The sequence below is a fragment of the Enterococcus sp. DIV1726a genome (assembly GCF_051710985.1).
Taxonomy (GTDB): domain Bacteria; phylum Bacillota; class Bacilli; order Lactobacillales; family Enterococcaceae; genus Enterococcus_B; species Enterococcus_B hirae.
Genome location: NZ_JBIOLS010000001.1, coordinates 2,132,431 through 2,146,272 on the forward strand (window position 1 = coordinate 2,132,431; position 13,842 = coordinate 2,146,272).

The 13,842-nt window shown below is 37.3% G+C and carries 13 protein-coding genes; 2 read left to right on the plus strand and 11 right to left on the minus strand.

Going from position 1 to position 13,842, the window contains the following annotated elements:
- Positions 1-3 precede the first annotated feature (3 nt).
- The 5 genes from IGJ27_RS09660 to IGJ27_RS09680 all read right to left on the minus strand — a co-directional run bounded on the left by IGJ27_RS09660 (position 4) and on the right by IGJ27_RS09680 (position 5,194).
- A complete protein-coding gene (locus IGJ27_RS09660) occupies positions 4-675 on the minus strand; it encodes an ABC transporter ATP-binding protein (RefSeq protein WP_010718656.1) in 672 nt (223 codons plus the stop codon).
- Positions 676-687: 12 nt separating this feature from the next.
- Positions 688-1,758: an ABC transporter permease gene (locus tag IGJ27_RS09665; RefSeq protein WP_010738026.1), complete on the minus strand. Its 1,071-nt coding sequence runs from the start codon at positions 1,756-1,758 to the stop codon at positions 688-690.
- Between the two features lie 262 nt (positions 1,759-2,020).
- Positions 2,021-3,127, minus strand: a complete 1,107-nt coding sequence (locus tag IGJ27_RS09670; protein ID WP_178305769.1) for an alpha-hydroxy-acid oxidizing protein — start codon at positions 3,125-3,127, stop codon at positions 2,021-2,023.
- A 308-nt stretch (positions 3,128-3,435) separates the two neighbouring features.
- Complete coding sequence (locus tag IGJ27_RS09675; protein ID WP_161651625.1) at positions 3,436-4,227, minus strand: PhzF family phenazine biosynthesis protein; 792 nt, start codon at positions 4,225-4,227, stop codon at positions 3,436-3,438.
- 1 nt (position 4,228) lies between these two features.
- A complete protein-coding gene (locus IGJ27_RS09680; protein ID WP_178305768.1) occupies positions 4,229-5,194 on the minus strand; it encodes an ornithine cyclodeaminase family protein in 966 nt (321 codons plus the stop codon).
- Between the two features lie 91 nt (positions 5,195-5,285).
- Between IGJ27_RS09680 and IGJ27_RS09685 the strand changes: the two genes are divergently transcribed.
- Positions 5,286-6,680 (plus strand): PLP-dependent aminotransferase family protein, encoded by a 1,395-nt coding sequence (locus tag IGJ27_RS09685; RefSeq protein ID WP_178305767.1) that lies wholly within the window; start codon positions 5,286-5,288, stop codon positions 6,678-6,680.
- 178 nt (positions 6,681-6,858) lie between these two features.
- On the opposite strand, the gene IGJ27_RS09690 is transcribed toward IGJ27_RS09685, so the two are convergent.
- The 6 genes from IGJ27_RS09690 to IGJ27_RS09715 all read right to left on the minus strand — a co-directional run bounded on the left by IGJ27_RS09690 (position 6,859) and on the right by IGJ27_RS09715 (position 12,564).
- Positions 6,859-7,107, minus strand: coding sequence for a hypothetical protein (locus IGJ27_RS09690; protein ID WP_063627435.1), 249 nt, complete (start codon positions 7,105-7,107; stop codon positions 6,859-6,861).
- Positions 7,108-7,130: 23 nt separating this feature from the next.
- Positions 7,131-7,448, minus strand: coding sequence for a hypothetical protein (locus IGJ27_RS09695; protein ID WP_178305766.1), 318 nt, complete (start codon positions 7,446-7,448; stop codon positions 7,131-7,133).
- A gap of 16 nt (positions 7,449-7,464) precedes the next feature.
- Positions 7,465-8,655, minus strand: a complete 1,191-nt coding sequence (locus IGJ27_RS09700) for an Mbeg1-like protein (protein ID WP_256733917.1) — start codon at positions 8,653-8,655, stop codon at positions 7,465-7,467.
- 26 nt (positions 8,656-8,681) lie between these two features.
- Positions 8,682-9,077: a DUF1310 family protein gene (locus tag IGJ27_RS09705; protein ID WP_010718664.1), complete on the minus strand. Its 396-nt coding sequence runs from the start codon at positions 9,075-9,077 to the stop codon at positions 8,682-8,684.
- A gap of 305 nt (positions 9,078-9,382) precedes the next feature.
- Positions 9,383-10,705 (minus strand): 2-hydroxycarboxylate transporter family protein, encoded by a 1,323-nt coding sequence (locus IGJ27_RS09710; protein WP_010718665.1) that lies wholly within the window; start codon positions 10,703-10,705, stop codon positions 9,383-9,385.
- A gap of 218 nt (positions 10,706-10,923) precedes the next feature.
- Complete coding sequence (locus IGJ27_RS09715; RefSeq protein ID WP_178305765.1) at positions 10,924-12,564, minus strand: malolactic enzyme; 1,641 nt, start codon at positions 12,562-12,564, stop codon at positions 10,924-10,926.
- A gap of 284 nt (positions 12,565-12,848) precedes the next feature.
- Here IGJ27_RS09715 and IGJ27_RS09720 point away from each other — a divergent pair, with 284 nt between their 5' ends.
- A complete protein-coding gene (locus tag IGJ27_RS09720; RefSeq protein ID WP_178305764.1) occupies positions 12,849-13,682 on the plus strand; it encodes a GNAT family N-acetyltransferase in 834 nt (277 codons plus the stop codon).
- Positions 13,683-13,842: the final 160 nt, after the last annotated feature.

Consider the following 13,842-nt stretch of genomic DNA (forward strand, 5'->3'; position numbering starts at 1 on the left):
TGCTTATTCTGTTTTTTCTTGAAAAACACCGTCTTCCATCATAAACACTTTATCACATTTGTCAATCAGGCGTGTATCATGGGTGACCATAATGATGGCTTTATTTTTTTCTTTCGATTCTTTCGCTAAAATATCTACGACTTCTCTTGCTTTTTCTGAATCTAAACTGGCTGTTGGTTCATCTGCTAAAATAATGGACGGATCGTTGTAAAGCGCTCTAGCAATGGCGACTCTTTGCCGTTCTCCTCCTGATAATTCTTCTGGATATTTGTTGACCAATTCGGCAACACCTAACTGTTCAAATAGTTCATTCGCTTCTTTCTGACGATTCTCATGTTTGACTTTATCCACTAATATCAATTGCTTTTTGACCGATAAAAATGGAACCAAATTAGACGCTTGTAAAATAAATCCGATTTCCTTAAAACGTAATTTTACCCGCTGATTCTCAGGTTGAGCACTAAATTCTTGCCCATTAATCAAAACAGACCCTTTACTAGGCGTTTGTAAGCCACCTGCAATGGTCAAGAAAGTACTTTTTCCTGAACCAGAAGGACCGATGATCGCAACAAATTCGCCTTTATCTACACTAACATTGGTTTTTTTCAGTGCGTGGACGATTTGATCACCATCTTTGAAATTCTTTTCGACATCTTTAAATTCGATTGCTTTCATTTTTTTCATCTCCTAACCAATTGCCTTCAACGGATCGATTTTTACAATTGCTCGTACCGAAAACAGCGCACCTAAAATGGCGACCACTAACATCAAAACACTGATAACTCCGAAAAATAACCAATTACTTTGAAAAGGTACGGTATCTGGTAAAAGGAACGAGGTCCCCACTGTTCCCAACAAACCAAGACCGATCCCAAAGAATGAGAGTAAGAAAGTTTGGGCCACTACTGAGCGAGCGATAAACCCTCCTGTCATTCCTTGCGCCTTCAAAACACCAAAAATATTGATTTTTTGCATGGTCAACACATAAATGAAAATTCCGATTACAATCGCTGCAATCACGATCAAAAAGCCGATCATAAAACCAAAAGTGAGTACTTGCGCACTATAGCCAGGTAATTCATTGATAAATTTAGAAATGCTGATTTTTTCAAGATCATTTGGTAAATCATCTATCTGTCCTCTAACAACCACCGCGTTGATTCGAGCATTCTCACTTGTATCTGTTTTTTCAAAACGAATTTCTTGGTAAGCATCAAGTGTTGTATATAAAACTGGCGATACATTGAACTTCGCATTTTCGGTAAATCCAGTTAATCGAAAGGTTTTGTCACTACCAGAAAGTTTAACTGTATCGCCAATTCCTAGACCATACTCTTCTTTTAAGCTAATATCACCCACTGCTTCATCGTTCCCAACAAAGGCCTTACCTTCAACAATATTAGGCATGATAAATTGATCTGGATCAATACCAAAAAAACTCACATTGATTTTTCCTGCCTCATCGTTGTCTTTACTGGTTACGACCCCTGGTGTTTGTGCTAAGTAAGCCACCTTATCCCCTTTTACTTCTTGCGCTGTCTTTTTCGTGATCATTGACATCCCTAGGTTCGTATTGGCATCTTTTGACAGTACAATATAGTCTGCCTCCCACTTATCGACAGCCGTTCGGTTATCTTGTGCCAGTCCATACGCTAAACCGGTTAAAAAAAAGACCAAATATGCAATTAAAAACATCACCCCAGCAACCAACGCATAGCGTAATTTTGAATGTATGATTTCATTTAATGCTAAAAACATCTAACTCCTCCTTTAAAAGTTTATCAAACAATAATACAAGTTTATCACTTGATAAATTTTTAGAGGAATAATCTGCTCACAAAAAAACGGTAAGGCTAAATAAGTTTGCCTTACCGTTTGATTATCGCTATAAAACTGGTTAATATCTTGTTGAAATATTCTTTCCTAAAATAAGCACGATCATTCAAAAATGCTATCCAAAGTCACTATCTGTTCAAGCTATTTTGCTACTTAATCCCTATTGATAAACCGATTTTTTGTCTTAACACATGAAACGATTTTCTCTCAATTTTGCGTTTTTGATGTCTTCAACAGTTTGAGTTCCAGCTAATTGCATGACCATTTCAAGTTCTGTTTTGAAAAAATCAAATACTTGTTTGATTCCTGTACTTCCACCTAAAGAAAGTCCATAAATGGCTGGTCTACCAATGGCAACTAAATCAGCTCCTGAAGCAATCGCTTTAAAGACATGTTGCCCTCGTCTAACACCGCTATCAAATACGATCGGTACACGTTTATCCACAGCTTCAGCTACATAGCGTAATGAATCAAAAGAAGCTGGACCACCATCTAACTGTCTACCACCATGATTGGAGACCCAAATCCCTTGTGCACCAGCATCAAGAGAACGATACACATCATCTTCTGATTGTACCCCTTTGACATAAACTGGCAACTCTGAATGGGTCGTAATAAATTCGATATCTTTTGGACTTAATTTTTGTTTAGACGATTTATAGACTGCATCCATCGTTTGACCGACTCCCGATTGGTAAGCTTGAACGATTGGCATAGGCAACGGAAAAGTAAAACCATTTCGCCGATCTGTTTCACGATTTCCGCCAACTGTTGCATCAGCTGTTAAAACAACCGCCTTTGCTCTGTTTCTTTTTGCCATTTCCAAGATATCCAAGTTGATCCCATCGTCCTTACTCATATAAAACTGAAACCATTGAGGAGCTTCAGGACCACCAGCTGCTCTAATTTCTTCCAAGGTACAAGAAGCGTAAGAACTAGCTGTATAGATCGTTCCAAATTCTGATACTCCTTTAGCCGAAGCTTTTTCAGCTTGTTCATGGGCTAATCCATGCGCTGCTACTGGTGCCATAATGATTGGTGCGGCTAATGTTTCATCAGAAAAATAGGTCGTTGTATCAGGTAATTCCACATCTTTCAAAACATGAGGGATAACCAGTTGATGATTAAAGGCCTTTTGATTTTCTCGATAAGTAAACAAATCCCCTGCACCACTACTGATATAGCCATATCCACCACTAGGGATTACTTGAGTAGCTGCTAATTCCAGATCTTCCATATTGATGAAATCAATCATCCCTTCATGTGTACCAGCTTGATAAACTTTTTCCATAATAAAGCCTTCTTTCTCTCGAATTAAGAACCATGAATTTTATGATAGCGTTTGCATTATTATCGTACCTCTCAAAAATGATACAGGCAAATAATCTGTTTGAACTCTAGCAGTAAAGTAGTAGTAAAATAATAGAGAGAGTTTCTAGGAAAGCTTCAATATTATGGTTGAAAAGAAGAGACTAAGCCAAAACCTGCCTCAGCCTCTTCTAGTATCTCTAAAAACAGGCTTACTTCTATCCTCTGGAAAACGCCCTGGAAGAAAAAGGTGTAGATTGTCAGAGGGAACTCCTGCTTCATTTGCGATGCTTATTTTTCTGGAATATAAGCTTCTCCTTGAGCGAATAGCACTGCTTCTCCACCAATCATGATCCGCTCCCCTCGTAACTCACAATCAAGGTATCCACCTCTTGGTGAAAGCTGATGGGCAATCATTTTTTTCTTACTTAATTTATTTGCCCAATAAGGAATAAGATTGGCATGAGCAGAACCGCAAACGGGATCTTCATTGATCGTTAATTTCGGGAAAAATGTACGAGAAACAAAATCTTCCTTCTGACCACGTGCGGTCACGATCACGCCAACGCCCAAATCAAAATTTTTAATAGCTGAAAAGTTTGGTTGCAACTGTTTTACGGTTTCTTCATCTGTCAGTTCAAAAAATAAATCTCGCGCTAAATAAGCAGCTTTGATTTTTGCACCGATCGCTTTTTCGTATTCAGGTAAAATTGCTACTTTTTTAGGCATGATACTTGGAAAATCCATATAGTAAGTTTCTTGTTGTTTTGTCACAAGAAGTTCGCCACTTTGACTAGTAAATTTGATTATTTCTTCCTCTACCCCATAATAATTGAACAAAACAAACGCTGTTGCTAAAGTAGCATGTCCACATAAGTCGATTTCACGATCCGGAGTAAACCAACGTAACTCATAGTGTTCCTCCTTTTTGACAGTAAATGCTGTTTCAGATAAGTTATTCTCTATAGCAATTTTTTGCATCACCGTTTCTGGTAACCACTTCTCTAAAACGTAGACTGCTGCTGGATTTCCTTTAAACACTTCTTGTGTGAATGCATCAACAACATAATAACTTAACTTCATTTTATTCAGACTCCTTAACTTTTTGATAAATATATTCTGCACAACATAGATCTTCAATCGCTAAGCCAACGGCATCAAAAATCGTGATTGTTTCTTGTTGGTCTTTTAATAATCTTTCTCCTGAAACCAATTCACTTAACGAGCCTGAGATCGCTGATTCTGATAATTCTCCTTCAGCAATCGGAATCAGTAGATCCCCACTTTCTTTCATTGCAGCTTCATAATCATCGACATAGATGGCACTGCTTTTCATCAACTCACTAGTGATTTCACGTTTATCTGGTGTAAACGTACCAATAGCATTGATATGCGTACCAGGAGTAAGCCATTCTTTTTTCAAAAACGCCTCTTTACTAGGTGTTAGCGTACAAATGATCTCAGCTTGTTCCACTGTTTCTGCGAGTGTTTCTCCACTTGAAAATTCAATTTCCGGGTATGCTGTTTGCATTTCCTCAATAAATTGTTGACTTCTTTCTTTACTCAAGTCATAGACAGATACTTTATTGATTGAACGTACAGCACAGATCGCATTCAAATGCGAGCTTGCTTGTTGTCCAGCCCCGATTAAAGCTAATGATGCCGCTTCTTTTTTCGCCAATATATCAGTGGCTAAAGCGGAAACTGCAGCGGTACGAATCCAAGTGACTGCATTCGCGTTGATTAGCGCTACAGGTACACCGTTTTTAGAATCAAATAATAGAATTTCCCCCAAATGTGAAGATAGTCCTTGTAAATGATTATCAGGAAATGCAGTAATGATTTTTGCACCAAAATAACGATCTTTACCAAGATAAGCAGGCATCATCGCAAAAACATTTTTGTTTTTACCATCTGGCAAAATCTCTACCATACGTGTATTTTGACTAATTTTTCCTTCGCCATAATCGCTAAAACACTGACGCATTACTTCAATTGCCTCTTGAAAATCTAATCGTGATACTGCTTCTTCAAAATCGATTTTTCTCATAAAAATCTCCCCCTCACGTCCATATATTATCATTGAATTATATACATTCAATAGTATAATTGTATGGAATACAATTTTAGAGGTGAATAAAATGCCCATAAATTCTTATGAAGATTATCCGATCACTTGGCGACCTGATAAAACAAAATTAACACGCCCCATCTATAAATCTCTGATCCAACAGCTAGAAGAAGATATTCTTACAAGTAAGTTACAAAAAAATACCCAACTTCCTTCTCAGAGAGAATTAGCCGACTATTTAGATATCAATTTTACAACTGTCGGTCAGGCCTATAAATATGGTATTGAGAAAGGTCTCTTGTACACCAATATTGGAAGTGGTACGTTCGTTTCCCCTAATGCTTTTACTTCAATCACGATTTCAACTAATCAAGTAGCTGAGCATGTGATTGATTTTGGATTAGTTAGTTCTTTTGAAGACTGCAACCATCTTGTCCTGCCTTTTATCCATTCAGTCAGTCTCAACCCCAATATCGTGGGTTTATTGAATTATCGTGACCCTATGGGAACCAATTTTCAATTAAAGACGGCAGTCGAGTGGTTACAGACTCAAGGGGTTCAAACAACGATTCATCATACCGCAATCGTTTCTGGTGTTCAAAATGGGCTTGCTGTGACACTTGCCGCCTTTTTTTCTCCTGGAGATCGAATCGCTATTGATCGATATACCTATTCCAATTTTATTGAGTTAGCGCATTTGTATCACTTAGAAGTAGTTCCGATCGATTTCGACCAAGAAGGAATGAAACCTGAATTATTGCTACAAGAGTGTCATAAAAAGAAAATAAAAGGGATTTATCTGATGCCTTCTTGTAATAACCCCATCGGTTTTCAACTGTCTCTCCAACGGCGTAATGAATTGAAAGCTATTATTTCCAAAGAAAAGTTATTAGTTATTGAAGACGATATTCATTCTTTTTTAACGACCCATTTTCAACAACAAGTTTTGCCACCGTTTCAACAGCTGCTACCTGACCAAACCATTTACTTGTCAGGAATGACCAAATTTATCTGTTCAGGTCTTCGTGTAGCCTATCTTGTATTCCCAGAACGTTTAAGAGAACGAATTGAACGAGCAATCTTTAATATAAACGTCAAAACATCTGGTCTAGATGCAGAAATCATCACTCAAATCTTGCGCTCACCAGAAACAATCCAGAAAATCTTAACAACAAAATTAAAACGAACAGCCGAAGCAAATGACTGCTTTGATGCGTATTTTGATTTACCTCGTCCTTCGAATCCTTATCCTTATTATCGAAATATTCCGATCCGAGCCGATATTTCTCCCTTAGATGTAGAACAACATTTTTTGAACAAAGGGATAAGAATTTATCACTCGAATCGCTTCACTAGTCAACAACAAGCTGATCCTTTTATCCGAATCGCCTTATCATCCAATCATTTGGAGATTTTAAAGAAAGGATTACGAATCATTAAAGAAGAAATCGATGCTTATTTATGATTTTTTAGTTTCTATTTTTAGGTATACTCAAAAAATCATTCAATCACTGCAAAAGAGAAGATCCATCACTCCTTTGATTTAGAACGTCTTCTCTTGTTATTGCGGTTCATCATTGAATCGATCATTTACTCGTAGTAAAAAAGTTTAGCACAACTTCATGCTCAACTTTTTTACTTCCTTAAGTAAGCCATTCGAATTGATTCGCCGTTCTTTCGATCACTTGGATAGCTGTCTTGACCCATGTTCCTTTAGAAACGTGACTTAAATGACTTGCATAACTTGTAGTCAGCTGTTTCAACGTTTGTTTCTTCTGTTGAAGTGTTTGTTTGGTCAAGTTTTTTCTATTTTGCGATGTGGCATGACTTGGTGTTGCAACAATAAGCCGAATGAGTTGTTTTTCCAATGTTTTTTGTAATTCTTCAAACATGTTTTTCTCCCGTTTCGTTTTTATTAGTTGTTAGATTCTTTCTCTAATGCAGAGTACTTATCTATTAAGGGATATTCGATGCGACATTCGATCAGTCTTTTCTCTCTGCGAAAAATCCCTTCCGCCTCTTCTTTGCTATCATTTAACAAACGATAGAACTGTTTTCTGTGAGGGGAAACATCAAAAAATGAAAAATCATAGAACTGGTTTGCTAAGTGATTTAAGTAATGATCAAATTTACTTTTCTCGTTCTTTAGTTGGTCGAGTTGATTTTCTAATTGTTTTTTTTCTGAATATAACTGTTTTTCCATAGGTTGAGACTGTCCTTCACCTTTTTTCATCCATAACCCCTCCATTTTATGAAAGATATTGGGACAATGTTTTATCTGTCCTCACCTGTTCTTCAATGGTGGTAACTATCTGTTTCAGCAGCGTATCTAATTCATATTGGACCTTTTGCAATAGGGTTAGTTGTTGTTCATAGGTAGCCACTGGCTGACGGACTAGTGTGTACTCTGTCACCTGATTTTCTGCCAGAATAGCCATTTTTTCGGTATCATTCAAATGTTCACCCCAGCGGTTCGTATCCCGTTTCGTTTGGCTCCAAAGAAGATTAGCCTGTTCAATCTCCTTTTTTAGCCACTTGACCACTGTGTCTATCTCAGATTGAATCGCTTGTTTGTATCCCAAGGTAATCGTTTTCGCTTGCATCGCATCTAAAAAAATCTCTTGTGAAGAAGAAATTCCTTTACCGCTGTGACTAAATTGATGATGAATCTCAGCGAGCCGATCCAACTCTTTGCTTGTCTGATGTTTTGCTAATTGGATAATCCCTTTAGACTGTGTCACTAGATTCCCATCTTGATCAAATAAATAACCGCCCAACATATGCTGTTTGCCCAACTTCACTTTTTTAGATGTTACTTCAATTACTGTGCCCACTTGTTTTTTTGTCAGTGAATACCCGATCGGTACTAAATCTCTTGTGTCAATAAAATTGAAAATCTTTCCTTCATTCGTTAATTTATCTGCTGTTGCTTGTTGTCTGGGATTTAAAATACTGTAAATGTTGGGGCCTTGGTAGAGATATACCTCCTCTAGCCGATCATGAAAAGCAGTCGGCAAATCTGAAATAGCATATTGTCCATTCATTGAACCTAAAGAATGGCCATATACTGAAACTTTGGCATTGGGATACATTTGCATGGTTTCTTGTAATGTATGGGCAGCAGACTTTAATTGCGGCATCGCAGTTGCTCCTCCTGCATTGATCACTTGGACAGCCGTAGGAAGATTGTTTACTCCCCAATCTCGCCATACATCTCCAGGATTTACCAGTATTTTATTGATCCCTATCGAGCCTTGATAAAGGATAGTTATCTGTTTCACTTCTTTTGGCTTTTGCACTTTTGGATTTCCGTCGGTAATGATAAAACTTTTTTCTCCACTTTTTTTGTTATCTATTATCTTTGATACATAACCATATGTTTGACGATTCACTGAAATTTTTTTGTTCACTTCGAGATTCATATAGCTTTGGCTTATCATTTTTATTCTCTCTTCATCAGTCATCCTCATGACTGATCCGCTCTCTCAATCAGCCTATCTAGTTTTTCTGAGAGAACTAATCCATCATTCACTAATTGGTTCCTGCGCTCATTGACTACCAATCCTAATGTTAACTCTTTATCTTGATTAATGATCAATTCAACGTTGATTCCTCCTAAACGATTAGGTTCAATACTTTCGTAATCAATTTCATACGAATGGACGATTCCTTCAGCTGCTAATGCTTTGGGATCTAACCGTTTTAACTCAGATTCGATCAGTTGCGCTACTCGGTCACTCTTAATCATATTGACCATTTCTTCATTAAGCTGCTTTTGTTTCATGTACACAATCCCTCCGATTATGATTACTGCTATCCCTAAAATTTTCATTAAACGATACAACATTTTTTGTTTTTTCATAAATCCTCTTCCTGTTTTCTATCTATTTGACCAACACGTTCATCATTCTCTTTTCATAATAGAGATACGCAAGTACTTGAAGATTTTTGTCAGATAAACCCAATTTTTTTGTTGATCTGGTTTCTTTTACGATTCATGCTTTTGGTTTGATGAATTAGCCGAGTACACTCGTGACTTTCATCATGGGTAGTTCCTGCTCAATTAGAAGAATGTAAACAAAAAAACATAGATCTGGAACAAACGTTGTTCCAGATCTATGTTTTTCTTATCGATTAAAGTAAGGAAAAAATTATTGTCTTCGTTCCTTAAGAAAATAGTTGCATCAAAAATCCTGAAATGATCAAGACGATTGCACCGCCTAAACGATTTCCCATTTGCGCAAAAGCAATTAGTTCCATTCGATTAGCCGCAGATAATACTGCTACGTTCCCTGTACCACCCATTGAGTTGTTACACAATCCAGCTGTAATGGTTGATTCAACTGGGTACAAACCGAACAAACGTCCCACGAATCCTGAAGTGAGCGAGATTGCTACAACACTTGTCAAACATAAAACAACGAATTGCCAAGTTAACGCTGAAGCTAAGACATTTAGATTCAATAGCGCAATCCCTATTCCTGCAAGGACAGCTGCTGTTAAATTCTTAACGATCAGATTATTGAACATAATTGCTGCATCCTCATAATAATCAGGTAAGAGATTTGTAATTTTACAAATCACGACAATGATAATCATGAACGCATACGCATGGATTTTTGGCACAAAGTAGTTGCCGATTTGTCCTAAAATAAAGAATGTTAATGACACCATTAGACCTACACCTAATTGGGGGATCGATGGTTTCACATTCCGTGGTTTACCGTCACCAAGATCGCCTTTTGCCATAAGTTTGCCTTCACCATTCAATTTAGGCATTGATTTTCCTGCACGAGCAACCAAAGCTGCTCCAATGATGGCTAAGACATTAGTCATTGCTGTAGCTGGGAGTAATTGAGAAATAATAGAGGAAGCATTCGTTCCTAAGACGTTCGCATAAATCGTAGATAATGGAACTGCGCCAGCTCCAACTCCTCCAGCCATTGCTGGTAAAGAGATATACAGTACGGAACGTCCAAACCCATTACCAATTAACATTCCAACTAGACCAACAGCAAAAAACGAGACAATCATTGAAATAAGTGCTACTGGAATGAAACGTACCGATGCTTTCATTAGTAAATTACGATTCATCCCTAAAATACTCCCAGTGATTAAAGCTGCGATATAAAAATCTAAGAAACCCATGTTACTTACAAAATTTTCAGTAGCTTTCACCACGTATTCTGGTAATATACCAAAAGTCGCAATTGCAGCTGAGGCAAAGATCGCAAATACGGAACCTCCACCTAGATAACTTCTAACGATTGGGATTTTTGTACCAATAAAATGAAATAAATTCCCGAATATCACTAGAACAGCGATCGGACCAATCATATTCGTTGGTAATTTTCCAAGTGCCATTGCAACGATCAGGACTAATACCATAACAAAATAGATAGGAAGACTTACTCCAGTAATCTTAGTTGTCCAAAATCCTTCTTTTGTTTTTTCTTCAACTTTTGTAGTTGATTCTTCTCTTTGTGTCATTCATACAGATCCTTTCTGAATAAAAAAGCACGGTGAAAGGCTGAGGTACGTTGAAAAATAGTTCAATATCTGATTTTTATAGCTTCTCCATCAGGTGATTCCCATTTTTCACCTCGTTGCATCTAATCAGCTGCTTTCCTTTCACCGATTAACGTACTCTGTGTATGATTGTGCTCAACTAATCCTTCATTCACTTTGTTTTAGAAATTTGGTCAAGCTTATTTGTCTAACTCTTGGTATTCTGGTACCCATTTAGCAGATTCCACTGCTGCTTTGATATCAGTGATTTCTTCACGATTCAATTTTTGAGAAACAACAGATTTCGCTACTGTTTCTGCAATTGTTTGAGAAAATTCAGTGATCTTCGCAACTGGAGGTAAAATTGCTGCGCCTGGTTGTGTAACATCAACGATTCCACCTAATGCACGACTTGCTTGAGAAATGATCTCAGCATTCACACGTGTAGCCGTTGAAGCAATCAAACCAAGTCCTAACCCTGGATACATCAACGCATTGTTTGCTTGTCCGATTTGATAAGTTACTCCTTGATATTCCACGTCTGCTGCCGGAATCCCAGTTCCTACTAATGCTTTCCCATCAGTCCATTCAATTAAATCTTTGGCTTTCGCTTCCGCTAATTTCGTTGGATTAGACAATGGCATGATGATTGGACGTGGTGTATGGCTTGCCATTTCCTTAACGATTTCTTCCGTAAACGCACCTGGTTGAGTCGATGTCCCAATCATGATTGTTGGATGAATTTCTTTTACGACCGCTTCTAAAGTTGTTAATTCAGCAGAATTAGTAAATTCAGATCGTTTTCGAGCAAAAGGAATTTGTCCTGGAGTCAAACCTTCTGTATCTTCAAATAATAACCCTTGTTTGTCTACTTGATAAAAGTGTTTTCGAGCTTCTTCTTCTGATACACCTTGACGAATCATTTCGTCTAATAGAATATTGGCAATACCTACGCCCGCAGTACCGGCTCCAAAAGTCAAAATAATTTGGTCTTTCAATGATTCTCCAGAAATATTCAGTCCACCTAGTACACCAGCAAGAACAACAATCCCTGTTCCTTGGATATCATCATTGAAAGTAGTGATTTTATCTTCATATTTTTCTAAGATCGTTGCAGCATTTCCTCGTCCAAAATCTTCCCAATGTAGTAATAGTTCTGGGAAAAGATCCGTTGCTGCATCAACGAATTGATCGATAAATTCATAATATTTTTGTCCTGTCACACGACGATGGCGATTTCCTAAATACAATGGATTATTTAGTAATTCTTCATTATTTGTTCCTGCATCAATCGATACAGGTAATACTTGGGCAGGGTTGATTCCAGCAGCTGCTGTATAAACCATCAATTTACCGATCGCAATATCTACACCGTTGACTCCCCAGTCACCCATACCTAAGATTCCTTCTGCATCAGTCACCACGATCAAGCGAATGTCTCGACCGTCCGCAGCATTTTGTAAACTTGCTTTGATATTTTCTGGTTCATCAATTGAAAGAAACGCAGCATCTTGCGGTTTTAAGAAAATTTCATTGTATTGTTCGATTGAATCCGCAACGACTGGATCATAAACAACTGGCATAAACTCAACTAAATGTTGTCCCATTAATTTATAGAAAAGTGTCCGGTTTGTATTGAATAAATTCATTAAGAAGATTCGTTTTTCAAGATCACTTTGTTTACTCAAATATTGTCCGTATGCTTGAATCGATTGTTCCTCTAACGTTTGGACTGTGCTTGGCAACATACCTGTAATCCCATATTTCGCACGTTCTTCTTTCGTAAAAGCTGTTCCTTTATTTAAAAATGGATTATTTAATAAGTTTAATCCTGTCAACATAGCTAATTCCTCCTAGGTTTTAGTAACAAGGGAAGTATAGGCGTGAGAAAAGAATATAGTCAAAACTAATACCTACCATAAATTTTATTTATATGTCACTTTTCCTTATAAACTATATTTTTATGAGCATTGCATTTGTATGACACTCTCGTTGAATGGCAATGACTCGCTTTCTGGCTTCATGACCAAATGAAGGAACGACCAACTACCGCGATTCACTTTCTTATTGTGTTGGTTAAAAAAATAAGATAAGATGAGAAAAATCTTTTGATTGGGGAAAACAAATGAAAGTATTTATCACAAGACAGCTACAACCTGATACCAAGCAAACGATCCGTGAATTGAAAGAACAGATCGAACAGCAGCGTCACTGCCAGTTTAAACTAGCTCCTGATTTTGCTGAACAAACGAACGACCAGATCCGCCATGTCCTTTGTTTTAAAGAAGAGACACTTATTGCCTATGCTTTTTTAAGTTTTTATGATGAGAGCGAACTAGAAGTAACAATGATCGTGCATGAAAATTTGGCTTGTTTACAACAACTACTTGATGAAATAATGCGATTTGCTCAAACCATCGGTCGAACAACGATTCTTTACATCACTGATCCACGTGACCTTTTTTTGAAACATTACTTTGAGTCGAAAAAAGAATTGAACAAACAGTTTACTGAGTATCGGTTGATTCTTCAGCCAAACAAATTTAAACAGCTAGATTCTCCTTATCGACCACAAAAAGCTACTCTAAAGGAATCTTCCCTAATTGCCCAACTCCAATTAGGAGAAATTGGGGCAACGGTTCCTCCATTGTCATCTGAAGATTTAGAGAAAACAGTTGTTTTTCATAAAGAAAATCAACTGATTGCTTGTGCCCGAATCGAAGAGGATCTATCTTCCTATGGTATCTACGGATTAGTCGTAGCACCGGCTTTTCGTGGTCAAGGGTTAGGTAAACTTTGCTTGAATCGTTTGATCCAAGAATTATTAATCAAAGAAGAAAAAGAAATTTATTTAGAAGTCGACGCAACCAATCAAATTGCATATGATTTATATGTAAACATGGGCTTTGAAAAGAAAAGTACATTTGATTACTATGTTTGCCAACTGACTAAATATTGAAAGCTGTCACTCTGAAAGAATCGCTAGAAATAAAACAGTTTTTCAGTTAAGAAATGCTCTATATAGAATGGCTTTATACGTTTTGATGTTGGTGAAGTTCACCAACATCTTTTCATTTTTCCCCCTTCATTTCCCTCATTTGATCCCTCCAGTAAAGAAA

What these genes read in the sequence shown, in the direction of transcription:
- IGJ27_RS09660 (WP_010718656.1), bottom strand. Translation starts at nt 675, where the DNA reads ATGAAAGCAATCGAATTTAAAGATGTCGAAAAGAATTTCAAAGATGGT.
- IGJ27_RS09665 (WP_010738026.1), bottom strand. Translation starts at nt 1,758, where the DNA reads ATGTTTTTAGCATTAAATGAAATCATACATTCAAAATTACGCTATGCG.
- IGJ27_RS09670 (WP_178305769.1), bottom strand. Translation starts at nt 3,127, where the DNA reads ATGGAAAAAGTTTATCAAGCTGGTACACATGAAGGGATGATTGATTTC.
- IGJ27_RS09675 (WP_161651625.1), bottom strand. Translation starts at nt 4,227, where the DNA reads ATGAAGTTAAGTTATTATGTTGTTGATGCATTCACACAAGAAGTGTTT.
- IGJ27_RS09680 (WP_178305768.1), bottom strand. Translation starts at nt 5,194, where the DNA reads ATGAGAAAAATCGATTTTGAAGAAGCAGTATCACGATTAGATTTTCAA.
- IGJ27_RS09685 (WP_178305767.1), top strand. Translation starts at nt 5,286, where the DNA reads ATGCCCATAAATTCTTATGAAGATTATCCGATCACTTGGCGACCTGAT.
- IGJ27_RS09690 (WP_063627435.1), bottom strand. Translation starts at nt 7,107, where the DNA reads ATGTTTGAAGAATTACAAAAAACATTGGAAAAACAACTCATTCGGCTT.
- IGJ27_RS09695 (WP_178305766.1), bottom strand. Translation starts at nt 7,448, where the DNA reads ATGAAAAAAGGTGAAGGACAGTCTCAACCTATGGAAAAACAGTTATAT.
- IGJ27_RS09700 (WP_256733917.1), bottom strand. Translation starts at nt 8,655, where the DNA reads ATGATAAGCCAAAGCTATATGAATCTCGAAGTGAACAAAAAAATTTCA.
- IGJ27_RS09705 (WP_010718664.1), bottom strand. Translation starts at nt 9,077, where the DNA reads ATGAAAAAACAAAAAATGTTGTATCGTTTAATGAAAATTTTAGGGATA.
- IGJ27_RS09710 (WP_010718665.1), bottom strand. Translation starts at nt 10,705, where the DNA reads ATGACACAAAGAGAAGAATCAACTACAAAAGTTGAAGAAAAAACAAAA.
- IGJ27_RS09715 (WP_178305765.1), bottom strand. Translation starts at nt 12,564, where the DNA reads ATGTTGACAGGATTAAACTTATTAAATAATCCATTTTTAAATAAAGGA.
- IGJ27_RS09720 (WP_178305764.1), top strand. Translation starts at nt 12,849, where the DNA reads ATGAAAGTATTTATCACAAGACAGCTACAACCTGATACCAAGCAAACG.